Source organism: Francisella hispaniensis FSC454 (genome assembly GCF_001885235.1).
Classification (GTDB): Bacteria; Pseudomonadota; Gammaproteobacteria; order Francisellales; family Francisellaceae; genus Francisella; species Francisella hispaniensis.
In genome coordinates this window covers 617,661-640,278 of record NZ_CP018093.1, presented here as the reverse complement: position 1 = coordinate 640,278, position 22,618 = coordinate 617,661, and the positions used below count along the sequence as shown (strand labels likewise).

Sequence of the window (22,618 nt, the reverse complement as noted above, 5' to 3'; positions counted from 1 at the left end):
TCAAGTACTACTTTTATATAATTTTAGCCGTATATTAATTGCTCAAGCTAACTAATTCACTAATATTTGAATTTCTCTTAATATCTTTCTGAGCGATATCTATTAAGCTACTTTGTTCAGATATAATTGTTAATTTATGTTTCGCTCTAGTGATAGCTGTATACAAAAGTTGTTTACTTAGCGCTTCATTATCTTCTGCTGGAAGAATAATTACAATTTCATCGAACTCTGAACCTTGAGTTTTATGAATTGTCATAGCATAGACACTTTCATATTTTGGTAGCATATTTAGGCTAAATGCCTTAGTATCTTTGCCATCAAAATATGCACGAAGTTTACCAGTATCATCTGGCCAAATAATCCCTACATCTCCATTAAATAAACCTAATGAATAACTATTTTGGGTTATCATAATTGGTTTACCCTTATAGTTAGAATCTATAGGTTTAGACATAAACTTCTCAATTTTCTGATTTAATTTATCTGTACCAATTTCTAAATTTTTGTTAGCTACAAGTATTCTAAATTTATTTAGCTCGATAAGAGCCTCTTTATAGTCACTGCACTTTTCAAGCTTTGAATATCTCTTTGCATACTCTTTTAGATAAGTATCTAAATTTCTTTGACTATGAAAACTAATATTCTCATTTTGGTGACTATCAATATTAATATCTCCTTTTAAAACTGAGGCTGCAAGATTATTTATATATTGTCGTGAACGATAGTTTTTGATAAGTAATGTTGTATATGGCGTAATGCTACCATCTCTATGGTGTGTAAAATTTGCTAGTAGACTTCCTGCCTCAACTGAGGGTAACTGATTAGTATCACCTATTAGTATCAACTTGGTATTATCGGCCACTGCTCTAATCAACTTAATAAAAATATTCATATCTAGCATCGAAGCTTCATCAACAATGATCACATCGTATGGTGCTTTTGATTGTTTGTTATATTTAACATAAGTAGAATTCGGTCGTAAACCTAAAAATCTATGTATAGTTTGAGCTTCTAAATTAGATAATCCTAAATAACTATCACTATCTGCCCTTTTACTTAATGCACTATTTAAGGATTTTGTCATTCTCTGAGCAGCCTTACCTGTTGGTGCTAAAAGCGCTATTCTTTGCTGATTTTGATTAAGAATTTGTATAGCAAGTAAAAGTTTTGCAACTGTAGTTGTCTTACCTGTGCCTGGTCCACCTGAGATAATACTAAAATTATAATTTAGACTTTTGATAACTGCCTGTTTTTGCCAATCTATCTCATTAATAGGTTCAAATAGTTTGTCTACGACTTCTTCAATATAGTTATCTTTTTGAGTATTTTGGACTGTTCTTAATTTTATAAAGTTAGCCATTTCATTCTCATAATTCCAAAATCTTTTGATATATAGAGAATCATACTGTTTGGCAAAATGTATAGGTAAATCATCATAATTTAAACTATCTAAAATACTTACAATTTCATCAAAACTTGGAATTTTAAAGCCTACTTTAGCATCACTTTGATTGGTTTGTTCTAAAGCAAAAATAGTTTTATTTGATATATCCGCTATCTTCAAACAGCTATGACCATGGCTATACACATGCATAAGCTTCATCAAAATATGAAATAAAATTTCATTACTTTTTTGTTCCAAATCATTCCCCTTTGCTCCGTGAAGGGGTAGATATGACTCACTTGATAAAGTGGTCATAGACGGGATAGTCTTTTTGACTAAATCAAACACCTCTTTAGCAAAGAAAAAATCTATAGCTCTAATATCTGCTAATTGCTCACAAGCTTGATGGAAAGTCTTATACATTATCATCTCCATTAAATAAACTAGCAAGTTTGTTGATAATCTCTAAATTTGGTCTAGCTCGATAAACTCCATAGCCATCTTTCATACCTCTAAGATAGAAATAATATACTCCGCCAAAATGCTTTTCATAATTATAACTTTCAATGTTTTGTCGCAGGTACTTATCTAAAGCAACACTATATATCAGATACTGCAAATCATAAAAACTACTTTGATTTTTCTCTTGCATAGTCTGCTGATTATAATCTTCTAAAGTATCACCTAAATAATTTGACTTATAATCTGCCACATAAAATTTACCATCATGTTCAAAAATCAAATCAATAAAACCATGAAGCATACCAAAAATCTTTTGACTTGCAAATTCGTCATAATCAATAGTTTGATTACGATATTCTGCTAAAATTTCGATAATATTTTTCTTATATAACTTTTCATTTGCTATAGGAAAATAAAACTCTGCTTCTTTTAAGGTTTTTGTATTTGGAATATCTTTTAGACAAAAATCTTTATTATTGATATCAAACAAACCATATTGAATATTATCATTAGAACTAAAAGTTTTAGTTTCTATAAAAGGTATAGATGCAACTAAACACTCTTCTAACCATACTTTAAGGTTATCAAAATCTTCTGCAGCAACTACTTTATATCTATCCATTTGCTCTTGTAAAAGATTATCATCTATCTTACCTAGGCTAAAATCTGTATGCTCTAAAACATTATGCAAAATATTACCAATATCTGCTCCTTTGGAAGCTGTAAATCTAAACTCCAATTCCTGCTGAGATTTTTGAGCGCTATCATCTTCAGACTCATCGTTTTCTTTTTCTAATGCAGTATTTTCAACTTTTGACTTTGAAATTTTTGAGAAAGACAACATCTCCCAACTATCATTTAATAACTTATTAATATCATTTGCTTTGAGGTTTTGTAAAGCATCATGGTCGAATTGGTCATTTGTAATTAGATTCTCACTTTCATAAGAATGACTTGTAGCTATATCTATAAGCAAGCTTTGATTAGTAGGATTTGCTGTTATATTTTGGATTTTCTCTAACCAATTATCATCTTTTTGATAATCTAAAAACCTTGCTAATGGACTTCTAAATGAAATATCAGATTTTTTATCTTGGTATTTTGCAACTCCAATATAGCATCTATGCTCTGCACGTGTAACAGCCACATAAAATAGGCGCATCAACTCCTCTATAACCTCATTTTCTATCTGTGGTTTTATACTGTCATCTTTACCAATTTTATAGACTGTCTGTTTAAGATTTTTATCATAGTATTTAGAGAAATCACTTGTCTCAAATTTCCTTTTACTTACATAACTTGCAAATGGTATAAATACAACTGAATACTCAAGTCCTTTTGAGCCATGAATTGTAATTATCTTAATCAGATTATCATCACTCTCTAATCTAAGTTCGCCCTCACTTGTAGCTGAACTATTTAACTGTTGACGGTACCACTTAATTAATTGATTTGGGTGTTTATATTTATTCTCAGCTACTTTTATAAGCTCGGCCAAATGGAGAATATTTGTGATAACACGCTCTTTTGAATCTGATCTTTGAATGAAGTTCTCATGTATAATCTGGATAATAAATGCCATAAAACCATATTTATGCCATTGTTGTCTTAGAGATTTAGCTTTTTCTATCTCTTCATCCCATGCTGAGACATCATTTTCATCAATATATCTAATAAATTTATCGGCACTACCACCAAGTAAACTAGTTGATAATGCTCTCTTTAGCATAGATTTATTTTCAAGATCGTTTATACCTTCCATAAGAGCTAATATTTCTTTAGCCTCTTGGCTATGATAGACATTATCGCGCTGGCTTAGATATACTGAGCTTAGTTTCTTAGCTTGTAAAGCTTTTTGAATAATCTTTGCTTGCGTGCCATTCTCTACCAAAATTGCGATATCACTTTCTACAACTTTTTTAGAATTTAATAGTCTAACGATTTCATTTGCTGTCCATACTGATAAATTACTATCGATATCACTTTTATTATCATCTTCGGCCACTTGATAATAGAAATAATTTATTGGTTTAAGTTTATCATCAAAGTCTTTTGCTTTTTTGTCAGCATTTGGTGATGCTTTGACAAGCTGATAGCCTATACCATCACTAAAAATATTAGTCCCAATTTGTCCCGCTTCTTCTGGCTGATAATCTTGTTTATAGAAAAGTCTATTGTAAGCTTTTATCATCTCTCTAGTTGAGCGCCAGTTAGTATCCATACTCCACTGATTGTCATTAGAGCAACTATCTTTAGCTTTTAAATATGTAAAAATATCTCCACCTCTAAAACCATAAATTGCTTGCTTTGGATCGCCTATCATTAGCAATAACAAATCATCTATTCCTCTTTGGGACGAAGGGGTGTCAGTCACAGACACCACACCCCGCCTATCGGCATCCCTCTCAAGAGGGGGATGGGGTATTTTATTACTCTGAGGATAGATAGTATCCAAAATCTCATACTGCTCAGCATCGGTATCTTGAAACTCATCAATAAGAGCAACTGGATATTGATGTTGTAAAGTCTTGACTAAATCTGGAGACTTTTTGACACTATGACAAAGTTTAGTAATCAAATCATCAAAATCTAAAACACCCTTTTGTTCTTTTGCTTTTATAAAATCTTGACGAATTTTTAGGCAAGCTTGTTTGATGAATTGAGCTGCATTTGCTCGCTTTATTTCTTCCTGTAAGTCTCTTAATTCTTTTACACCAATAAAAATCGGTTTTATTAGTTTTGCACTTATCTTTCTGCCATCTGTAATTATAGATATATCATCTGGGAATAGTATTTGATTATCTAATTTTAACCATTCTAAAACTCTATGATACTCATCTACTCTCTTGCCCTCTGGCTCATCTTTTCCTAATTTAGATAAAAAGTCATCCACAATACTTTGATTATTTAAAAATAATTCCAGTTGTTGCTTTTTGAGTATTTTAAATTCATCTAAGCTCATAGCTTGCTTTGTTAAAAGTTCATAACTGGACCTAGCAACATTTCTTAACTTATCCAAAAACATATCTGGAGTATGTAGCTTATATGTTTGCAAATATTCAAAATTGGTTTTGTTTTTATTGATATGTTTTCTAAAAAAATCCTCTACTACCTTTTGTAAAATATCAGAAGTATCGACCTCCATAGAGACATCCATCTCCATACCACTAGCAAAAGCTTGCTCACTTAGAACTTTTTTACAAAAACCATGAATGGTAAAAATAGCTGCTTCATCTATCTCAAGTAATGATCTTTTAAGATGCTTATAATTTTGATCACCTTTTTGTATCAGTGTTTCTTGTCCTTTTATAGAAACTTTGACCTCTTTGCCTTCAGAAATATCCTCTAGTACATCTCTAATCTTAGCTTCTACTCTACCGATAATCTCTTGGGTAGCATCTTTGGTAAATGTCATTACAAGGATATCTTTGGGTAATAATCTATTTCCCGACCTCTGCTCAAGAAGTAAACGAATATATAACTCGGTAATATTAAAAGTCTTACCAGTACCAGCACTAGCCTCGATAATATGGCGACCTTGTAGGGTTATTGTGTTTGCATCTAGGTTTTTCATTACTATTTTTCAATCCTATTAAATAGTTAAGCCTATATTATTAATCATCTGTCCTTATCCTAAAAATCCTACTAATAAATATAAAAAACAATGCTATAGCTGTACCACTAAATGTTTCTATCAAACGTAAACCAGTATTTAGAAAAGGTGAATAACTTGGTTGATACAATCCCAATGCAACAATCACCCCAGCATTTGCACTACTCATTTTGATAGCATTTTCAAGATGTAGACTAGCTGTAATAAGAACACTAATTGCCACAGCTAAAATCATAACATAATAGTGATAACCTAAAATGGATGTAAAAATAAATGCTGTAATTCCACCAATAACAGAACCAACTAATATCTGAAAAGCTGCTAAATAAGAATCTCTAATACTTAATTGTAAAATTGTAGAAACTGTAATCAAACACCAAAAACCCCCAATTACAGACTGACCACGATGTAACAAATTCGACATATAAAATCCTAACAAAAAACATATACAGGCAGCTAGAGCAATCTCAAAGCTAATATAAATATTTTTGTATAGCTGTGGGATATTAGAAGGTTTATGATTGACTTTCATTAATAACCTCAAAAAAATCTTGATATATTTGTAGACCCTCAAAGTCTTCTATTTTTGGATGCTCATTATAAAAAAGTTTGAAATAACTATTATCTTCTAATGCTTTAAAATTATGCTCCGAAGACTTTATCACGCCTTCCCAGTTTTTTTGTTTTTGCTTAGCTACTTTTTCATCAGAACCACCAACAGCTTCAGCTAAAGATAGATGTACCAACATAGGCTTAGATACTATTCTCTCAGCTTGCATTAAATAATGTTCTAAAGTTTGCTTAGCTGTTACATAGCTAATGCTCTCAATCTTAAAAGTATCGACCTTATCCTTATCTAATCCATAATAGATAGCACAAATATCTTTCTGTTCATAATATGCTACAAGTATAGCTGTCAGATATAACTCAAACTTTTTTGTTATACCTAACTTTGATGGTGTTGATAGCATAACGCAATCACTATTAATATAACAGCTAGCTTCTAACTCATATCCCAATATCTCTTGATGAAAATATTTAGACTCATAATTTGCTAAACTCGCCTTATCTAATAGCTTTTGAATATTCTCTACTTCCTTATTAATCTCATTTTCAGTAAGTACAGATTCTGGAAGCTTGCCACTTAGCTTGGCTGTTTTTATGGTTAATTCTTTGTCTTTCTCATTCTCAAGAGTCTTTAATAAATCTTGTTTAAATTTATGTTTACCTAAACTATCTATATCAAATGGCTCACTGTCTTCTAACTCTTCAAAGTCATCCTCTAAATATAGCTCTAAGCCGTAATTTGTATAAGCTTTAATAGGATCATCAAAGATTTTGACAAGTTTTGAGATGCTTAAACTCTTTGGTAGATTGACACCATTATTTAATAACTTTGGATCATAAAATACCTTAGGCTCTGACTGTAACAACCTCAACCAAGCCTCATCATAACTTCTGTACTCATCAGCGTAACATTTAGAACTAAAAGGATGCAATGGATATTCTTTAATATCTTCTTTTTGCCAATTATAGTTTGCTCGCAAATAACTTATTAACTCTTTGAGTATTAGACTTGGCTGTTGCTCAACATTAGTTTTGACACTTCTACCAATGTAACTAAGATACAAATAATCACGCGCAGATGTAATAGCCTCTAAAAATAAATATCTATCATCATCTCGTTTAGTTCTATCACCCTTGAATCTTCCAAGTCTTGCCATCAAATCAAAGCTAATCGCAGATTCTTGGCGTGGGAACTTACCGTTATTTAATCCCAGCATCGCTATCACTCTAAAAGGAACATTACGCATTGGTGTCATTGAGCAGAATGTTACTTTACCATTTAAAAAATGGTTATTAATAATTGGTTCAGATAACTGCGAAATCAAACAATATCTAATTGTATACAAATCAATCTCTTCTAATAGCAATACATCTTTAGCTGTAGTGACTGTCTTTACGATTATATCTTTGATTTTCTTAGTGATATATTGCTCATCACTAGTTATATCAAAGACATCATCAAACATCGCTAAAAGATACTCTTGCCAAGCTTCTAAGCTTCTTGGTTTAAGCAGCTCTTGTGAATATTTTTCTAGCAGCTCTAGCAACTCATACAAGCCACCAAGTTCGACAATCTCACTACCCTCAATCACAGGTATAGTCATCAATTGATCTAGCTCTTGATAATTGATAGATATTCCTCTTTGGTACGAAGGGGTGGCAGTCACAGACTGACGGGATAGTTTTAAATCGACGATATAGTTACTATCACTATAGCTAAACCCTAGCATCAATCTCTTAAGCCCCCAACTCCAAGAGAATGTCTGACCATTATTACTATGATGAATACATGACTCTTTTAACCAATAGTGAATAGTTTCTAATTGCTCATCGGTAATCTTAAACTTTTGCTGAATTGCTGGTACAGCTAGATAATCAAGTATCTTATTAACTTCAAAGTTACTCTCTGGCAACTGCAATAATTCTATAAAACTAGCAGCTAAAGGCTCTGAATCTAGCAATGTCCTATCTGCTATCGAACATGGGAGCTTTTTATCTGTTGGAAACCTTGAGAACACACTATCAATATATGGCGAATAATCCTCAATATTTGGACACATTACCAAAATATCTCGAGGCTTAATACTTGGATCTGCCTTGATCATATCCAAAAGCTTATCATGTAGAATCTGCACTTCTCTAAGTGGACTATGGCATGAATTAATACTGATACTTAAATCTTTCTGCTTGGCATGATTTTGGCAATCAAGTTCCAATAGATTTCGCTGTAGGCTTACTAGCTGTGTTTGGTTATTATCAGCAAGTTTCTCAAAATCTAACGAATTTTTATCAAACTTTTCAAAGATTTCTAATTCTTGCTTTTCTTGATTTTCTAGAAGCTGGTTAAAAAATTCTTTACCTTGTTGACCTAGATTTGCCAATAGAGGTTGAAGCTCATAGTCATCACTATCTAACCATGCTGAGATTTTACTTTTGTGTAAATCATACCAATACTCACTACATGGATTAATATACAAAATATTGATATCAATATATTTAGCAAATTCAAATACAAAGCCAAGATTTTTCGGAGATATAGTATTAACCCCAAATATATAAATATCACTTGGTATATTTAGTTTTTCTAAGTTTTGTCGACCGAGCTTTTTGAGTGCTTCTCTTTGAACTTTGTATGGAGTATCTGGAACCTTCTTAACAAGAGCCTGCCAAAGTAGCATTTGCCAATCTTCATCACTCTCTGGTTTAGCAGGATTTATATACTCGCCCTGCTCCCACTTTTGCAACCACTCACTTCGATATGATATATATTTTGAAAATATCTCGGCTATTTTAACGGATAATTGATATTTCTTGAGATCACTATTGTGGTAATATTCTTGAAGTTTAGGATTATTGATACTATCTAAACTTCTAAAAATTCTCCAAGCTAGAATATCTTTTGTGTATGCTTTTTTATATGCTTGTTTCGCTGTGAGCTCATAGCAGATATCAAGTATATAGCCATTTATCATGTCATATTTAAGATTCATGGCAATATTACGATATTGTGCTAATTGCATACTTAACCAATGTTGCATACCACGGCTACCAACTATTAGCTGTGTCGGTGTGAACAAATCTTTTTTTTCAACATCTAGAAGTTTAGATAAAACTTGAACAAGATACTCAAGTTTATTTGATGGATACGTGTACAGTGCCATGCTTGATTAATCAGAATACTTGTACAAGCTATTTTAGCAAATTGAACATATAAAAATTATTATTTATACTCAAAAACTAAAAAGAATCTGCCCGAGCTTTTTCCCAAGATCTTGCAAAACTTGGCGGGATATTACCATTAACCAAACAATTTTCTGGAATAAAATCATACAAATCCGCATATGACTTAATCTCATTTACAGATATACGCTTTTTAAGATTTTCTGGCTCAACATCATCAGCCGAAGTAAGTCCCATAGCTCCAATAATTTCTAAACAAGATTGAATTGTGGCTTTATGAAAATTATAAACTCGATACATTTTATCTTCAACTACCAAAGCCTTTTCAAGGCGTGGATTTTGTGTAGCCACACCAACTGGACAAGTATTGTTATTACACTGACGTGACTGAATACAGCCGATAGCAAGCATCATTGCTCTAGCTGAGTTACAAGTATCCGCACCCATAGCAAATAACCTCACCATATCAAAACCTGTAGCTACTTTACTACTTGCAACTATACGAATCTCATCGCGTAACCCACAACCAATCAAAGCATTATGTACAAATATCAAACTATCTTCTAATGGCATGCCAATATGATTAGAAAATTCAAGTGGTGCTGCCCCTGTGCCGCCATCGGCACCGTCGACAGTTATAAAATCAGGTTTGATACCTGTCTCAAGCATTGCTTTACAAATACCTAGAAATTCGACATGACTACCAATACATAGCTTAAAACCAATTGGTTTTCCATTAGAAAGATCTCTTAGCTGTTTAATAAAATGGCAAAACTCTATCGGTGTTGAAAAAGCACTATGCGCAGGAGGTGATAGTACATCCTTACCCATTGCAACTCCTCTAATTTCAGCAATCTCTGGAGTTATCTTAGCTGCTGGTAAAACCCCGCCATGAGACGGTTTAGCTCCTTGAGATAACTTAATTTCTATCATCTTAACACTATCTAAATTTGCTTTTTCAGCAAATTTCTCTGCTGAGAACTTACCATCTTCTGTACGACAACCAAAATAGCCTGTACCAATTTGAAATACAAGGTCACCTCCTTGTAAATGATATTTAGTCAAACCACCCTCACCTGTACATTGATAAAAACCCCCAAGTTTAGCTCCTTTATTCAAAGCCATAACAGCATTTGCAGATAATGCTCCAAAACTCATCGCGGATATATTCAGATGAGATGCCATATAAGGTTGCTTACAATCAGAGCCACCAAATTTAACTCGCGTTTCAATCTCATTAATATGCTTAGGCATAAGCGAATGTGTTACCCATTCATAACCAACCCTGTAAATATCTTTCTCTGTACCAAAGGCAGCGGTATCATTAATACCCTTAGCACGACGGTAAATTGTCGAACGTAACTCTCTACCAAAAGGTTTCTCACTTTCATTATCTGCGATAAAATATTGCTGAATTTCAGGGCGCAAAAACTCAAGTATATAGCGCATATGTCCTACTATAGGAAAGTTTCTTAGAATAGAATGCTTTGTTTGGGTAACATCATATATTCCTATAACTACCAAAACACCAACAAATCCTATACTAACCCATATTGATGCGTGAAGTAATGAAAGTGATAATAAGACTATTATCACAAAGACAGCAAAACCTATATACCATTTACGGCGCTCACTTATGTGCATTTGACTTTAACCTTAATTTATTGAAAAAAATTGACTCTAACGCTAATTTAGCATGTATCTTACAAAGATAAAATCGCTAAGCTTCTCTTATAATAACATTTTATATTTAATTAGCACATATTTAGTTAGCTAATTTCATGATATCATCTGCTTAATAGTCATTTACTTAGGAAACTATTATGAATAGAGATTTTTTCATAATACTATTTGCTCTTTCAAACCTTATTGTTGCATCAGTATTAATTAGATATTCAGAAGTAGGTCCAATTGCAAGTTTTGGCTACAGATTATTATTACCCTGTATTTTCTTATATTCATTTTTAGCTATTACTAAAGATGAAGAGAAATTATCAAAAAAATCTCTTTATATCGCAACATTAACTGGCTTTTTTTTAGCATTAGACTTAGCTTTTTATAGTATATCCCTGATTTATACATCTATTGCAGAGGCTAGCCTTTTAACGAACCTTTGCCCATTTATTACAACTTTTATAGCTATAATATTTCTCAAAGAAAAAGTATCTCTTAAATATTACTTAGTTTTATTGGTAGCATTTATTGGTTTATTACTTCTTATGAGCCAAGCTGGTCTAAGTTCTCAGCACCTTTTAGGTAATTGGCTGGCGATTATATCTGCCGTATTCTATGCTCTTTTTATTATCTTTTCTAAGAAACTTAGAGACTCTTGCTCAACTTTTAGAATGATGTTTATCGCCTCATTAAGTGGTTCGATTGTACTATTTATATTAGCTTTTATTTTCAATGAACAGATAATTCCAACCACCTTTAGAGGTGTTGTAATTTTATTTGCTATAGCTCTGTTTGGACATCTACTTGGGAATATACTATATATTAGTCGTATCAAGCACATATCACTAGCAATGAGTTCCTTAGTTTTACTAGTTGGCCCAGTATTTGCGTTGCTATATGGCTATGTCCTATTTAGAGAAACATTCTCAATACAACAGCTTGTGGGAATGTTTATTATAATTCTTTCTGTCTATTTAGGTAAAAAAGTACTTAAAAAACAACAAGGTACAGCATAAATATATTCTGCTTTATAAGAAAATTCTCTTATGACTATATCTATATTAGACGCTTTCTTAATTGAATTATGCAACTCTTTTGATGAATCATCAGGTCTAGTCTTAATCACAAAATTTAAATCCCGAGATTTTTTGTATAATTTATTTATAATACTCTTATTATAGTTATTTTCTAAAAGAGTAACTTGATGTCCAACTTTAGTTTCTAGAGAGTGCCAATGCTCAACTATATATTTTCTTATATCTTCTTTATATACCTTATTTACTACATGGTTCAAACTCACTTCTTGAATAGTATTTCTATTGTCAGATACATAGTGCTGTTTAATAACAGACAATAAATCTTTAATTTCCTGATTTTCTACTAAAATACTTTTTTTTATCATTTTGTTTGACTCCCTCAACTTATAAAAGTGCAGTTTTATTACACCTTCAATACTAACTACTTTTTGCCATAAAGGGAAGTATTATTGCACTATTTTGTAAAAAATTATTGAACCTTTGATTAGACATAAATATACTTATACTGAGATTACTATATTTAGGACTAGAGATGTTTGACTACAAAACCGATCTAAAACCTGCCTTAAAAAGAATAGGTATGAAACAAATAGACCTAGCTAAAAAGCTTGGTAAAAGTGATCGCACTATTAAAGGCTGGGTTGCTGGTACAAACTGTCCTTCTTACGATGGACATATAGAAGTTATGAAAATACTAGGTTTAGAAGATAATTACCATCCTAATGCTAGATCTATAGTAGCTATTGCTAATGTACCAGTATTGAGCTATGTTCAGGCTGGTGAATTTACACAATCTCAAGAAGATATAGATCCGATAGATTATTTACAAATCCCTGATAATCTTGTGCCTAAAAATGGCTTCTCTTTACGAGTACAAGGCGAAAGTATGCTCTATGACTCTTCAGAATCTCAACTGCTTAGTCCTAAATACGCTAAATATACTCTCTACGAAGGTGAGAATATTTTGGTTGACCCTAATGAAATTAGCCCTCAAAATTTAGTTGATAAAATTGTGGTTGCGAGAAACTCTGATGGAGCTACAGTTAAACTACTATACAAAGATAATAACCGCTTGTACTTGATGCCTTTAAATTCAAAGTTTCAAAATAATGATGAGATCAAATCTCCCACCGATGCGGTTATAATCGGTAGAGTTGTTAATTCTTTTAATATCAGACACTTCTAAAAAAATTACTCTTTATAAGAAATCACTATTAGTAAAATAAATGTCAATTTCTAATGAGACAATATAGAATTCATTAACTATAAACTACTAAATTATTTACTAAATGATGTCTTAACGAATAATACAGATAATTGTAGGAAAAACAATGGTCGGGGCCGGACTCTAACAATAAGCTAAAACCTTTTATTTACAATGGATGATATTCTAAATTATAATTTTAGGATACTATTTAGGATACACTTGGAGCGAAGTACCCCGTATATTTTGACATTTTTACGATTGCTGTAGCAATTATATTTTTTTCTTTTTTTATAAGATTATAAAACCTAATGGCAAAATAGCGGTAATTAGATATCTTTTATAGGGTATTTGTCAAGGTCGCCTAATAAACCAGTTGCTAGTCTTCTTTGTATTAGGTCGTATTCCTCTTGATAATCAATTTGTAAACCTGCTTTTCTCTTATCCCACTGTTTGAGCTTAGCGACTGTATTAATAGCCTGTATCTTTTCAGCCATAGTACTATCATCACTATCTATAATCTCATCTAATTTATCTAAATACTTTTGCCTAGTATTAAAAGCTCCTAGCATTTCCCTTTTTTGGATAGTTTCTATAAACTCTGCTACTTTTTCATGTTTGAGTAATTTACTAGCCTCGTTATATATTGTTTGCTCTTTCATGTTTTCAGTATCATAAGCTTGTATATAGGCTTCCGTGATATGTCCGCTTTGTAGATAGTATTTGCAAAACTCTAATTGTTTAGCTGTTAAATTCGACTTCATTATTCATTACCCCCACTGTCTACTATATAAAGCTTTACTTTTTTACCTGTTGCATGACTTAGATTTTTTATATTTATAATGCAATCCTTAGCAGACTGTTTACTGAAAGATGAAAACCTATCATTAAACAATTTTATTGACCCATCTAATAAATTATTTGCCAGCTCTATTTTCTTTTCTTCTGTCATACTTCCACCTACAAAAAGTTAATTAAGTTTCTATTGAATTTATAGATTAATGATTTAACTATTACACTATAGCCTACTCCATGTTGACTAGCTGTATTTTTAAGTTGCTGCAATTCGTTTTCATTAAGTCTTAATGTTATTGGTATAGTTTTGGTTTTAAAGTCTATATTATAGTTTTGCTCTCTCATATCTTTATACCTTGCTCTTTTTCTACTAACTCGCCATTAACTACTTTGTATCTCTCGCCTGTTCTTTTATCGCCAAAAACAAAGCTATTCCAGTCTACCCTTACTATATATTTGCTCTTATCAAACCATCTATATTTAGCCATAGTTTGATTTTCTACGTTATCAGGTAATGTATAGCCATTACTCCAAGCTATCTCTCTTAAGCCCTCCATTAAATAGCCTCCATACAACCAAATAATTTAATAAGTCTTTGTTTAAGTTCTAACTTCTTAATGTTGTTATCTTTATACTCTCTATCTGCTACATCTCCAAGCTCAAAAAGTAAATCAAGTAATAAACCTAAATCTTTACTTAGAATATTTAGCAAAATTGCTGTTAATATATCTCTTTGATTATCTGTACCATCTGTTAGTATATGCTCTAAACCATTTTGGTATAAAATTTCGTATATCTCGCTTATTGATAAATTTTCTATAGGCGTGGGCTTTTCATTAAAATTTAGTATCTTATCCATCTTTTAACCTTTCTTTTTGTATATTGATTGTCATTATTAGTACTACATTTTGTTAGTTATGTAATGTTAGAAGTAATTATATAATGAGATGAATTTGGCTGATTTTAATAGTATTTTTGAATTAGATTATTATGATTATCTTCTTATATCTCTATAAAAGTTTTCATGTGAGCCTATTTTTAGAAGTGTTAAGGTAAGAAGTCCATCATTGTAGTTATAACCAAGTAATATAAGCTGTTTATTTAGCTTGAACTTATACACTCTTAAAAAGTCTAAATCCCCTTTCTTTTGCTCTCCAATAAAAGGATCTTTAGCTATTAACTTAACAACCCCATCAACTTCTTTCTTATCTCTAATGGATAACTTTTTTATATACTTCTTAAATGTATTGGTTTGCTTAATCTTCAAACTCATAATCATCTACCATATTATTATCCATCTCAGCTTTTGCTACTAAGCTACCTATGACAAAATCATACGGTAAATCAGGGTTATCCTCCATTATCTTACCAATCATAGCCCAATGCTCTATTTGGCTTGCACAAGAGCGGTGCATTACCTTAGCGATTGCTTTAGCTTGTGTTACTAAGTCATCTGATAATCTTACTGATAAAGCCATAATATAAATCCTTAACTTTATTATATATGACTTCATTATACCATTTAATGCGATTATTTGCGATTTTAAAAATAGTTTATTAGAGAAATAATTATTATTACTCACCAGTAATCAATATTCTCAACCAAGTATTAGCCTTTAGAGTACCAGCATTAATCTTTTGATGTTCTAAAGGCGTATCATTATAAGCCTGTAAATACAATTCCTTATATTGCTTTAAAAGCTCGTACTGTTTAGCCTTTGGCTTCCATTTAAGTAAGTGTTCTATCCAGGGGATATTTTTAGGCGGTAATTGAATATCTGATAAATAACTTTCAATAGTAAATCTTTTAAAATACTCATCTTTATCTTGTGGTAGTTGCTGCAGCAATTTTTTTGCTTCACCTTTTGGGGTGAATACCGGTTTAATCTCTCTAATATCTTGTAGTTGTATTTTCTCTTTTGGTTTATCTTGATGTTTATTTTTATATTCTTGTAGTTTTTCTTGTAAGCTTCTCATAGTAAATATCTAGCTCCTAAATTTTCATTTTATAAAAGTGGACACATAAGACACAAAGTTACTAAAACCATTGATACATAAGGGTTTAAGCCGTGTTTTATCAAAGACACACAAAAAAACAAAGGACACAAACATAATACATATCCGATTTATACTACCTATAGAAAAGGATACAAAAGTATTAATATCTTGTAACCATCGGTATATATAGCTTTCAATTAGATTAATTAAATATATAGTTGTGTCCCTAGTGTTTAGTTGTGTTTTAATACCTACACACTTCAAAGTATTGATATATATAGCTTTTATGGTATTTGTGTCCAAAGTGTCCATTTTTCTCAAAGAGAAATTAATATAACCATTTATACTTAGTGTATTTAGTACCCATACTATTAGTTTTTTGAATATGGTTATAATTGGCTAGCATTTCTAAAGCTGACTCTAATAACTCTTTATCTAGTTTTCTGAATATTTTAGGTCTTGCAACATCTCCTACACTAAAGCCGTTTTTGTTATTAAATTTGCTTTTTCTATCTATAATCTTTTGAGCTACATTTCTTACCTCATCAAAATCATCACCATATAGATAATTAGCACATTCATATAGATAAGCCATCATTAAAACAACTCTCTCTACTGTATCTTTAGCTATGATGTTAGTATCTTGGTTACCTGCTAAGTGATAGATTAAAGCCAAAGTATGAAAAGTATTATCAGCTTTACCTAGATACTCTATCATTAAGTCGCTATGGTCGCTTCTTTGTATATCTTTTTGAACTTCATTAAACCACTCAATATATACGCTCTTAGCTTCACTTGTATATTGATAAATATTAGGTTCAGACTTTACTATTTCATTATCCACAATATTAAATCTTTCAGGTATATTTTTAAGATTATTAATTAGATTTATATATCTAGATTCTATAGCACTATTTAAAGTTTTTTCTTTATATATTCTTAAACTTTTTTCAGCTATAGGAATTAGTTGAAACCTTGCTAACAATCCACTACCACTGTATTTTTTGGTAAACTCTAACAGTCTATTAGTTTGCACACCGCCAATAATAGATAAAGTGATACTATCTACTTTTTGCGTATCTCTAGATACTGTTTTACTTTTATAAGAATGTCCATTATAACCAGATACATATAAACCGTGATCGTCTGATTTATCAGCTCTAGTAATACTATTTAACCAGTCTATAAGCTCATCAATATCAACTAGCAAACCATTAGGACTATCAACTGATAATTGCTTAATAAGGGCTTCCTTGGTAGCTTGGTTTATATATACCTCTCTTGAATATGGTTTTATAGTTTTATCTTTTTCTAACTCTATAATCTTAGCTTTTAAATCATCTTTACTAATCAAGGTCTTATCTTTTTCATTTAGCTTGTCATAATTCTTTAACTTAGCCTTATACTCATCAATTTCATTTTGCTCAAATTCTAGCTGTATCTTATAGTTTCGCAGCTCTTCTAAATATCTATCATAGAACTCATCATCTATCATTTTTAAAGGTTTAATAGCTTCTTGAATACTAGGGGTTTTACCAGTTCCACTTTCACCAACTAACATACTCCATAACACTGGAGTAACTTTTCTTTTCTCATTAATATCTAATCTAACTTTATTACCAAGTAAGCCAGCTAAACTAGTTAAACTAGCACAAGCTACATATTGTACTGGTTGTTGTATTACATTAGCTAAGTCATATACATAGTCGCCTATAATTTCAGGTAGCATTACCTTATCAAATATTGGTATTTGCTTATCCTTTTTTGGTAACTCTCTAGGCTTACCTTTTAGTATTTCTATATTGTCATCTAGCGTTGTTAGCTCTACTACATTACTCATCTTATAAATCCCCTTTAGTAACTAAATAATCATTCCAATCTGATAAACCTTTATCCATCTGCTCAGCTGTTAATGGTGGTGGATTGATATAAATATTTGGAATTGCTGCAGCAACCTCAATAGCTTTTTTCTCTCCTATACCGTGCTTATCTTTATCAGCCCATATATTTAATTCAGCATTAGGATATCTACTATAAAAGCTCTCTATAACATGAATATAGTTATTACAGTTAAATACACATATAACCGATATATCAGCCTTAAAACGCTCTACAAGGCTTAATACACTCATACCAGTAGCAAAACCCTCTACAAAGATAAAACTATCATTAGATGATTTATTTAATATCAGACATGAGCCTTTAGCATGAGCATCTTTATAAAACTTCTTAAAGCCATTTGGATATATACCTTGTAAGCTCTGTATTTGATTATTAAAAGGCTCTACAGTACCAAAGCATGGGATTATCAAAACATCTTTATACAAGCGTATTAATGGATGATTATTTATACCTTTTTTACTAAGTATGGGTGATCATCATTAGCCAATGGTAATGACTTATAAAAATCAGTTAATTTAGTAGCTAAATCTTTCTTTTGGTTAATCTCCTCTATCTGTCTTTTTTCTATCGCCTCTCTTTGCTTTTTCCAACTCTGCAAAAGTCTTGTAGCTCATATTTAGGTTTATCATTATCTATATAGGTATACTTCTCACCTGTTACCCAATCACCAAAAACAAAGATATTATTATCAATATTCTTTAACCATAAGTTTTTATTATTATTTTTCTTATTTTTATCACTAAACCTAATCAGTTCCCCAATACCTATGCTATAATTAAAGCTATTAGGCAATGGATAGCCAATAGAGTTAATAAAATCATTAAACTTTGTTATATTCATTGTCTTTTTCCCCTAGAAATATCTAATATTACTTATCTTTTTAGTAGCAATTCCAAGTACTCTCTCTACTGGTATTACTACATCTTTGTAATCTTCACTTATAAACCTACCTATAAGCTCATTTTTAGGGTTTTTGTCTAGTAAGACTATGAAAGTATCATTATATTTATTTTCAACTATAGCGACTCTATTTGGCTTAGCTTCTAAAAGTCTTATCAAATATTACAAAGTCGCCTTTGATTAGGTTTTTGTCATGAGCTGAATTACTCATAACATCATTTTTTATTTTGATACCAAATAAGTTTTCTATATTTTGATTGTTTTTAGACATGGCTATATTCCTCTTGGTTGTTTTCTCAAAGTATCGGGGCGGTTGAGACTAGTACCAAGCCTAGCTGTAGGTATTTACCAATAAATTGGCTATTGTATTCCCTACACCTCCCGACAAAACAAAAGAGTTTAGCCGTTATGTGATAGATATATTGATTAACATATCTTAAAAGTGCATAATAAAGCCCGCTACCGATAGATACAGTATTATCTATATCATCATGGCTATTATTACAATTCACTTTATCATAGCTCTTAATAGTGGCTATATCACTACTTGGTATTAGGGTTCTCACGCCCGTTAACAAGTAAGATGATAAAAGATTATTTGTATTTTGTCTAGTAGTAATAGTAGCCATAACCTACCCCCTAGCCTGTATCTTTGACTGTATCCAGTCGTTAATCTCAGTTTCTAACCAACCTACACTACTACTAGATAGGTTTAACGGTTTTGGGAATTGACTAGAATTAATCCATCTATAGATAGTACTTTTGCTAGTTCCTGTAAGCTCTACTACTTGGTTTAGTCTTAATATTTTCATATCTCTATATCCTTTTCTTTAGTTCAATTATTTTATTTTTCTAATTGCTGCAGCAACTAAAGATTAGCACCGTTTAAAAACTGCTGATTTTAAGTAGTTCTAGTTGATACTTGGTAAGAATAATAGATATAAAGTTTGCTTATAGCTTATGACTTATTTTTTATTTTGAATATTTTTAGTCTTAAAATTAGATAATACTTTCTTAAAAGCTTTAATCTCTTGTCCATCTAAGATATTAATAAACTCATATTTATAATTTATGGATAATCTACAAAACTTATGGAAAAAGTACTCTTCTCCTGTTGTATTATTGATAGTTGATAATTTTATGTAATTAGTAAGATTATTTTCTATAAAAGTCGATAAAATATCATTAATGACTTCTTTTTTACGACTTTCTATATACTCTCTCTTCACTGCTCTAGTCTGTAAACAATTTATTCCCTCTATAAATTCACTAAATTTATTTAAACCATCAATATAATCAGTTGGCAAACACTCAAACACATACTTATCATAGATACTTTTTAATTTAGAAATATACTCTTTAGCTTTTTTGACATCTTTTTGTCTATTATCATAATTTATTTGAGAGTATGGATTATCTCCTATAGTCATATCATTTATTGTAGGGAGTGTAAAACTCCAATCAATTAATTTAGATTTAAGAGAATATATAAATTTCTTTTTTTTGCTTAAACTACTTATGTTTTCTAAAATTTCATTTATTAATAATTTTAAGCTTTTACATTTGATTTTATTTTTTAATATAGTTCTTTTTTTTGCTCTAGGTATATGTATTTCTAGTTGCTCTTTATAGAAATCTCTATTCATTCAAACCAATACCCCCACAGTATCCCCAAAATATTAAGCATTGCCAAAATACTTGGGCTGTATTCTTTCGGGAGCTACCCTAGACAATGCTTAATTAATTAAATATTTAATGTAGTTGCATGAGTACCAATATCATATAGTTTTAGTAAATTATTATCCTCTATGACTACATACAACAATAAATCATCAAAAGCTAAATGTAACTCTCTAATTCCTTTTTTATTACCTCTTAATTCATGGTCTTTATATTTGCTAGGTAAAGGCTTTTTTAGTAACCAATAAATCAATAACTATAGTTAGCTCTTTTCTTATGATTTTATTATTTTTGTATTTCTTGAAATTCTTTTTAAATCTTTTTGAGTAAGATATTTCTAACATAACTATAGATTATCTAAGCTATTTAAAAAATCATCTTTAGATACTGGCTTACTAAAGCCCTCTTTTTCTATATCGGATACATAATCATCAATTACTTTAGCTCTATAGTCTTGAGTATCTTTTGATAATAATAGTCTTAGATAAGCAGATACAGATAAACCTAAATCATGAGCTTTTAACTCTGCTAAATGCTTTAATCCATCGGATATAGTTAAGTTTAATCTTCCACTCATAATAACCACCTTATACATAAGTTATACATCACTTGTATGTATATATAATAAAACTATTCATATGTTTTATCAAGTATCATACTAAATCATGTGGTTTTATTGCTGCAGCAACCAAGATGAAAAAAAAGAGTTAATTAGCCTATATCTTGTATTCTTATTACATTAGCATTTTCTTTGATATGGTCTACATAATCAGCCCACAGCTGTAACATTTCTTGTCTTTCTGGTATGTACTCGTATTTATCATAAATATTATCTATACTGTCGCCTTTTAAGTGGCTTAGTATCATTCTAATAGCATCTTTATCCCATTTATATTTTCTTTGCTGACTGCTAATATATGTTCTTACTGACTTTCTAAAGCCGTGTGTAGTCTGTTTTGGCTTGTCTTCACCGTTATAACCTAGATTTTCTCTTAATGCTTTTGATAATGAGTCTTTAGATATATGTTTAGATTTAGTATTAGATGGAAATACATAATTATAACCACCATTAACATTTTTGACTTCCATAAGTAGATTATAAGCTTGTTTACTTAGAGGTTGCTTAAATTTCCTTTTCATTTTCATATCTTCCTCATCTACTGTAATGATATGAATAGTTTTATTATCTTCATTTATTTCGCTTATTTGTTGCCATTTTAAACTAACTATATTTTGTGGTCTAAAACCTATCAATATAGCCAATTGTAGTGCTTTTTTAATATTATAACTACCTTGATATTGCTCTATATCATTAAGTAGTTTACTAAAATCCAATTGCTTTTCTACCGGATCGATAAAACCAAAGCCTTTGGTATTTCTGCTATCTGCTTTAATCTCTCTTGCTATATTATATTTAATCAAACCTTTACCAACTGCAAAGCTAAATATCATATTTAAAATATTCTTTATCTTTTCTTGATTACTTGCTGTATTTCCATCAAGTATATTAGCTATCTGCCAAGCTTCTATATCTTGTATATTTGAATTATCAAGTTTAGGCAATATTAATCTGTTATATATTGATAAATTCCTGTTATAACTATCTTTACTCCACCCATAAGCATTTTTTGGATGTTTAGTTTCAAAAGCTTTATCTGCTATATTTCTAAAACTACTATTATCTTGATATTTTGCTTTTTCTTTTTCAATTTTAGGATTTTTACCTAAAGCTAACATCTTATTGTAATCTCTTGCTAACTCTCTAGCTTCAATAATAGATACATCTTGATACTTACCAATAGTAAAACTGTCAGGTTTACCATTAAGTTTAAATCTATATAACCATGAATGTATACCGCTAGGTCTAGCAATAAACCATAGATTAGTACAATTATCATCACTATATCTTTTCTCAGTCTTCAAACTTTTTAGCTCGTTTGATTTTTCTATAAATTGCTTACTTATCTTAGCCATGAGTGTACATTAAAAATGGGTACGTACTCTTAATGTACACTACAATGTACTCTACTATCAAGGATTAAATAAGTCTAAATGATATAGCATGATACAACAAAGATATCTAAAACTACTGTTATTGTTAGCTTTGTGATATCGGATGAAACGGTATGAGAAATAAGTATGGTGGGTTGTACAGGATTCGAACCTGTGACCAACTGGTTAAAAGCCAGCTGCTCTACCGACTGAGCTAACAACCCGGCGAA

Annotated in this window: 26 protein-coding genes and 1 tRNA gene; 2 read left to right on the top strand and 25 right to left on the bottom strand. The window is 30.8% G+C overall.

Features of this window, described 5'->3' with window-relative positions; genetic code table 11:
* Positions 1 to 34: 34 nt before the first annotated feature.
* From recD to FSC454_RS03135, 5 genes are all read right to left on the bottom strand, one after another.
* A complete protein-coding gene (recD, locus tag FSC454_RS03155) occupies positions 35 to 1,807 on the bottom strand; it encodes an exodeoxyribonuclease V subunit alpha (protein ID WP_066046514.1) in 1,773 nt (590 codons plus the stop codon).
* Positions 1,800 to 5,420, bottom strand: a complete 3,621-nt coding sequence (gene recB, locus FSC454_RS03150; RefSeq protein WP_066046512.1) for an exodeoxyribonuclease V subunit beta — start codon at positions 5,418 to 5,420, stop codon at positions 1,800 to 1,802. The genes recD and recB overlap by 8 nt, the downstream gene beginning before the upstream one ends.
* 40 nt (positions 5,421 to 5,460) lie before the next feature.
* Complete coding sequence (locus tag FSC454_RS03145; protein ID WP_066046510.1) at positions 5,461 to 5,991, bottom strand: FUSC family protein; 531 nt, start codon at positions 5,989 to 5,991, stop codon at positions 5,461 to 5,463.
* Positions 5,975 to 9,187, bottom strand: coding sequence for an exodeoxyribonuclease V subunit gamma (gene recC, locus FSC454_RS03140; RefSeq protein ID WP_066046508.1), 3,213 nt, complete (start codon positions 9,185 to 9,187; stop codon positions 5,975 to 5,977). Before recC ends, FSC454_RS03145 begins: the two co-directional genes overlap by 17 nt.
* Before the next feature lie 76 nt (positions 9,188 to 9,263).
* Positions 9,264 to 10,850, bottom strand: coding sequence for an FMN-binding glutamate synthase family protein (locus tag FSC454_RS03135; RefSeq protein ID WP_066046506.1), 1,587 nt, complete (start codon positions 10,848 to 10,850; stop codon positions 9,264 to 9,266).
* A gap of 179 nt (positions 10,851 to 11,029) precedes the next feature.
* Here FSC454_RS03135 and FSC454_RS03130 point away from each other — a divergent pair, with 179 nt between their 5' ends.
* Positions 11,030 to 11,896, top strand: coding sequence for a DMT family transporter (locus FSC454_RS03130; protein WP_066046504.1), 867 nt, complete (start codon positions 11,030 to 11,032; stop codon positions 11,894 to 11,896).
* On the opposite strand, the gene FSC454_RS03125 is transcribed toward FSC454_RS03130, so the two are convergent.
* Positions 11,851 to 12,282 (bottom strand): normocyte binding protein 2b, encoded by a 432-nt coding sequence (locus tag FSC454_RS03125; RefSeq protein WP_066046502.1) that lies wholly within the window; start codon positions 12,280 to 12,282, stop codon positions 11,851 to 11,853. The genes FSC454_RS03130 and FSC454_RS03125 overlap by 46 nt on opposite strands.
* A 167-nt stretch (positions 12,283 to 12,449) precedes the next feature.
* Between FSC454_RS03125 and FSC454_RS03120 the strand changes: the two genes are divergently transcribed.
* The gene (locus FSC454_RS03120) at positions 12,450 to 13,103 is read left to right on the top strand and encodes a LexA family protein (RefSeq protein WP_066046500.1); all 654 of its coding nucleotides are present in this window, start codon (positions 12,450 to 12,452) and stop codon (positions 13,101 to 13,103) included.
* A 347-nt stretch (positions 13,104 to 13,450) separates the two neighbouring features.
* On the opposite strand, the gene FSC454_RS03115 is transcribed toward FSC454_RS03120, so the two are convergent.
* The 19 genes from FSC454_RS03115 to FSC454_RS03030 all read right to left on the bottom strand — a co-directional run bounded on the left by FSC454_RS03115 (position 13,451) and on the right by FSC454_RS03030 (position 22,612).
* The gene (locus FSC454_RS03115) at positions 13,451 to 13,885 is read right to left on the bottom strand and encodes a terminase small subunit (protein ID WP_071794770.1); all 435 of its coding nucleotides are present in this window, start codon (positions 13,883 to 13,885) and stop codon (positions 13,451 to 13,453) included.
* Positions 13,885 to 14,073 (bottom strand): hypothetical protein, encoded by a 189-nt coding sequence (locus FSC454_RS03110; protein WP_066046498.1) that lies wholly within the window; start codon positions 14,071 to 14,073, stop codon positions 13,885 to 13,887. The genes FSC454_RS03115 and FSC454_RS03110 overlap by 1 nt, the downstream gene beginning before the upstream one ends.
* 8 nt (positions 14,074 to 14,081) lie before the next feature.
* Complete coding sequence (locus FSC454_RS09770) at positions 14,082 to 14,261, bottom strand: CopG family transcriptional regulator (protein ID WP_066046497.1); 180 nt, start codon at positions 14,259 to 14,261, stop codon at positions 14,082 to 14,084.
* The gene (locus FSC454_RS03100; RefSeq protein ID WP_066046495.1) at positions 14,258 to 14,473 is read right to left on the bottom strand and encodes a hypothetical protein; all 216 of its coding nucleotides are present in this window, start codon (positions 14,471 to 14,473) and stop codon (positions 14,258 to 14,260) included. The genes FSC454_RS09770 and FSC454_RS03100 overlap by 4 nt, the downstream gene beginning before the upstream one ends.
* Positions 14,473 to 14,775, bottom strand: coding sequence for a hypothetical protein (locus FSC454_RS03095; protein ID WP_066046493.1), 303 nt, complete (start codon positions 14,773 to 14,775; stop codon positions 14,473 to 14,475). Before FSC454_RS03095 ends, FSC454_RS03100 begins: the two co-directional genes overlap by 1 nt.
* Positions 14,776 to 14,910: 135 nt before the next feature.
* Positions 14,911 to 15,189 (bottom strand): type II toxin-antitoxin system RelE/ParE family toxin, encoded by a 279-nt coding sequence (locus tag FSC454_RS03090; protein WP_231865163.1) that lies wholly within the window; start codon positions 15,187 to 15,189, stop codon positions 14,911 to 14,913.
* Complete coding sequence (locus FSC454_RS03085) at positions 15,173 to 15,394, bottom strand: TA system antitoxin ParD family protein (RefSeq protein ID WP_066046489.1); 222 nt, start codon at positions 15,392 to 15,394, stop codon at positions 15,173 to 15,175. The genes FSC454_RS03090 and FSC454_RS03085 overlap by 17 nt, the downstream gene beginning before the upstream one ends.
* Positions 15,395 to 15,491: 97 nt before the next feature.
* A complete protein-coding gene (locus tag FSC454_RS03080) occupies positions 15,492 to 15,893 on the bottom strand; it encodes a hypothetical protein (protein WP_071794769.1) in 402 nt (133 codons plus the stop codon).
* A 349-nt stretch (positions 15,894 to 16,242) separates the two neighbouring features.
* Complete coding sequence (locus FSC454_RS03075) at positions 16,243 to 17,754, bottom strand: DUF3987 domain-containing protein (protein ID WP_066046222.1); 1,512 nt, start codon at positions 17,752 to 17,754, stop codon at positions 16,243 to 16,245.
* A gap of 1 nt (position 17,755) precedes the next feature.
* Positions 17,756 to 18,241 (bottom strand): toprim domain-containing protein, encoded by a 486-nt coding sequence (locus FSC454_RS09950; RefSeq protein ID WP_244148264.1) that lies wholly within the window; start codon positions 18,239 to 18,241, stop codon positions 17,756 to 17,758.
* Positions 18,242 to 18,380: 139 nt separating this feature from the next.
* The gene (locus FSC454_RS09945) at positions 18,381 to 18,656 is read right to left on the bottom strand and encodes a hypothetical protein (RefSeq protein ID WP_244148263.1); all 276 of its coding nucleotides are present in this window, start codon (positions 18,654 to 18,656) and stop codon (positions 18,381 to 18,383) included.
* Positions 18,657 to 18,668: 12 nt separating this feature from the next.
* On the bottom strand, positions 18,669 to 18,875 hold the full coding sequence (locus FSC454_RS03065) for a hypothetical protein (protein ID WP_071794768.1): 207 nt from the start codon (positions 18,873 to 18,875) through the stop codon (positions 18,669 to 18,671).
* Complete coding sequence (locus FSC454_RS10095; RefSeq protein ID WP_279625859.1) at positions 18,853 to 18,987, bottom strand: hypothetical protein; 135 nt, start codon at positions 18,985 to 18,987, stop codon at positions 18,853 to 18,855. The genes FSC454_RS03065 and FSC454_RS10095 overlap by 23 nt, the downstream gene beginning before the upstream one ends.
* A gap of 361 nt (positions 18,988 to 19,348) precedes the next feature.
* Positions 19,349 to 19,528 (bottom strand): helix-turn-helix transcriptional regulator, encoded by a 180-nt coding sequence (locus tag FSC454_RS03055; RefSeq protein ID WP_066046430.1) that lies wholly within the window; start codon positions 19,526 to 19,528, stop codon positions 19,349 to 19,351.
* A 153-nt stretch (positions 19,529 to 19,681) separates the two neighbouring features.
* Positions 19,682 to 20,362 carry a hypothetical protein gene (locus FSC454_RS03050; RefSeq protein ID WP_066046429.1) on the bottom strand — a complete coding sequence of 227 codons (681 nt, stop codon included), beginning with the start codon at positions 20,360 to 20,362 and terminating at the stop codon, positions 19,682 to 19,684.
* A gap of 98 nt (positions 20,363 to 20,460) precedes the next feature.
* Positions 20,461 to 20,649, bottom strand: coding sequence for a type II toxin-antitoxin system mRNA interferase toxin, RelE/StbE family (locus tag FSC454_RS03045; RefSeq protein ID WP_231865151.1), 189 nt, complete (start codon positions 20,647 to 20,649; stop codon positions 20,461 to 20,463).
* 93 nt (positions 20,650 to 20,742) lie between these two features.
* Entirely contained in the window at positions 20,743 to 20,973 is a 231-nt protein-coding gene (locus tag FSC454_RS03040; protein ID WP_066045989.1) for a CopG family transcriptional regulator, read from the bottom strand.
* 134 nt (positions 20,974 to 21,107) lie between these two features.
* Entirely contained in the window at positions 21,108 to 22,370 is a 1,263-nt protein-coding gene (locus tag FSC454_RS03035) for a tyrosine-type recombinase/integrase (RefSeq protein WP_066045987.1), read from the bottom strand.
* A 166-nt stretch (positions 22,371 to 22,536) separates the two neighbouring features.
* A tRNA-Lys gene (locus tag FSC454_RS03030) sits at positions 22,537 to 22,612 on the bottom strand.
* Between the last annotated feature and the right edge of the window lie 6 nt (positions 22,613 to 22,618).

Excerpts from the sequence above, each read along its gene's own strand:
- recD (WP_066046514.1), bottom strand. The coding sequence starts at position 1,807 with ATGTATAAGACTTTCCATCAAGCTTGTGAGCAATTAGCAGATATTAGA.
- recB (WP_066046512.1), bottom strand. The coding sequence starts at position 5,420 with ATGAAAAACCTAGATGCAAACACAATAACCCTACAAGGTCGCCATATT.
- FSC454_RS03145 (WP_066046510.1), bottom strand. The coding sequence starts at position 5,991 with ATGAAAGTCAATCATAAACCTTCTAATATCCCACAGCTATACAAAAAT.
- recC (WP_066046508.1), bottom strand. The coding sequence starts at position 9,187 with ATGGCACTGTACACGTATCCATCAAATAAACTTGAGTATCTTGTTCAA.
- FSC454_RS03135 (WP_066046506.1), bottom strand. The coding sequence starts at position 10,850 with ATGCACATAAGTGAGCGCCGTAAATGGTATATAGGTTTTGCTGTCTTT.
- FSC454_RS03130 (WP_066046504.1), top strand. The coding sequence starts at position 11,030 with ATGAATAGAGATTTTTTCATAATACTATTTGCTCTTTCAAACCTTATT.
- FSC454_RS03125 (WP_066046502.1), bottom strand. The coding sequence starts at position 12,282 with ATGATAAAAAAAAGTATTTTAGTAGAAAATCAGGAAATTAAAGATTTA.
- FSC454_RS03120 (WP_066046500.1), top strand. The coding sequence starts at position 12,450 with ATGTTTGACTACAAAACCGATCTAAAACCTGCCTTAAAAAGAATAGGT.
- FSC454_RS03115 (WP_071794770.1), bottom strand. The coding sequence starts at position 13,885 with ATGAAGTCGAATTTAACAGCTAAACAATTAGAGTTTTGCAAATACTAT.
- FSC454_RS03110 (WP_066046498.1), bottom strand. The coding sequence starts at position 14,073 with ATGACAGAAGAAAAGAAAATAGAGCTGGCAAATAATTTATTAGATGGG.
- FSC454_RS09770 (WP_066046497.1), bottom strand. The coding sequence starts at position 14,261 with ATGAGAGAGCAAAACTATAATATAGACTTTAAAACCAAAACTATACCA.
- FSC454_RS03100 (WP_066046495.1), bottom strand. The coding sequence starts at position 14,473 with ATGGAGGGCTTAAGAGAGATAGCTTGGAGTAATGGCTATACATTACCT.
- FSC454_RS03095 (WP_066046493.1), bottom strand. The coding sequence starts at position 14,775 with ATGGATAAGATACTAAATTTTAATGAAAAGCCCACGCCTATAGAAAAT.
- FSC454_RS03090 (WP_231865163.1), bottom strand. The coding sequence starts at position 15,189 with ATGAGTTTGAAGATTAAGCAAACCAATACATTTAAGAAGTATATAAAA.
- FSC454_RS03085 (WP_066046489.1), bottom strand. The coding sequence starts at position 15,394 with ATGGCTTTATCAGTAAGATTATCAGATGACTTAGTAACACAAGCTAAA.
- FSC454_RS03080 (WP_071794769.1), bottom strand. The coding sequence starts at position 15,893 with ATGAGAAGCTTACAAGAAAAACTACAAGAATATAAAAATAAACATCAA.
- FSC454_RS03075 (WP_066046222.1), bottom strand. The coding sequence starts at position 17,754 with ATGAGTAATGTAGTAGAGCTAACAACGCTAGATGACAATATAGAAATA.
- FSC454_RS09945 (WP_244148263.1), bottom strand. The coding sequence starts at position 18,656 with ATGAATATAACAAAGTTTAATGATTTTATTAACTCTATTGGCTATCCA.
- FSC454_RS10095 (WP_279625859.1), bottom strand. The coding sequence starts at position 18,987 with ATGTCTAAAAACAATCAAAATATAGAAAACTTATTTGGTATCAAAATA.
- FSC454_RS03055 (WP_066046430.1), bottom strand. The coding sequence starts at position 19,528 with ATGAAAATATTAAGACTAAACCAAGTAGTAGAGCTTACAGGAACTAGC.
- FSC454_RS03050 (WP_066046429.1), bottom strand. The coding sequence starts at position 20,362 with ATGAATAGAGATTTCTATAAAGAGCAACTAGAAATACATATACCTAGA.
- FSC454_RS03040 (WP_066045989.1), bottom strand. The coding sequence starts at position 20,973 with ATGAGTGGAAGATTAAACTTAACTATATCCGATGGATTAAAGCATTTA.
- FSC454_RS03035 (WP_066045987.1), bottom strand. The coding sequence starts at position 22,370 with ATGGCTAAGATAAGTAAGCAATTTATAGAAAAATCAAACGAGCTAAAA.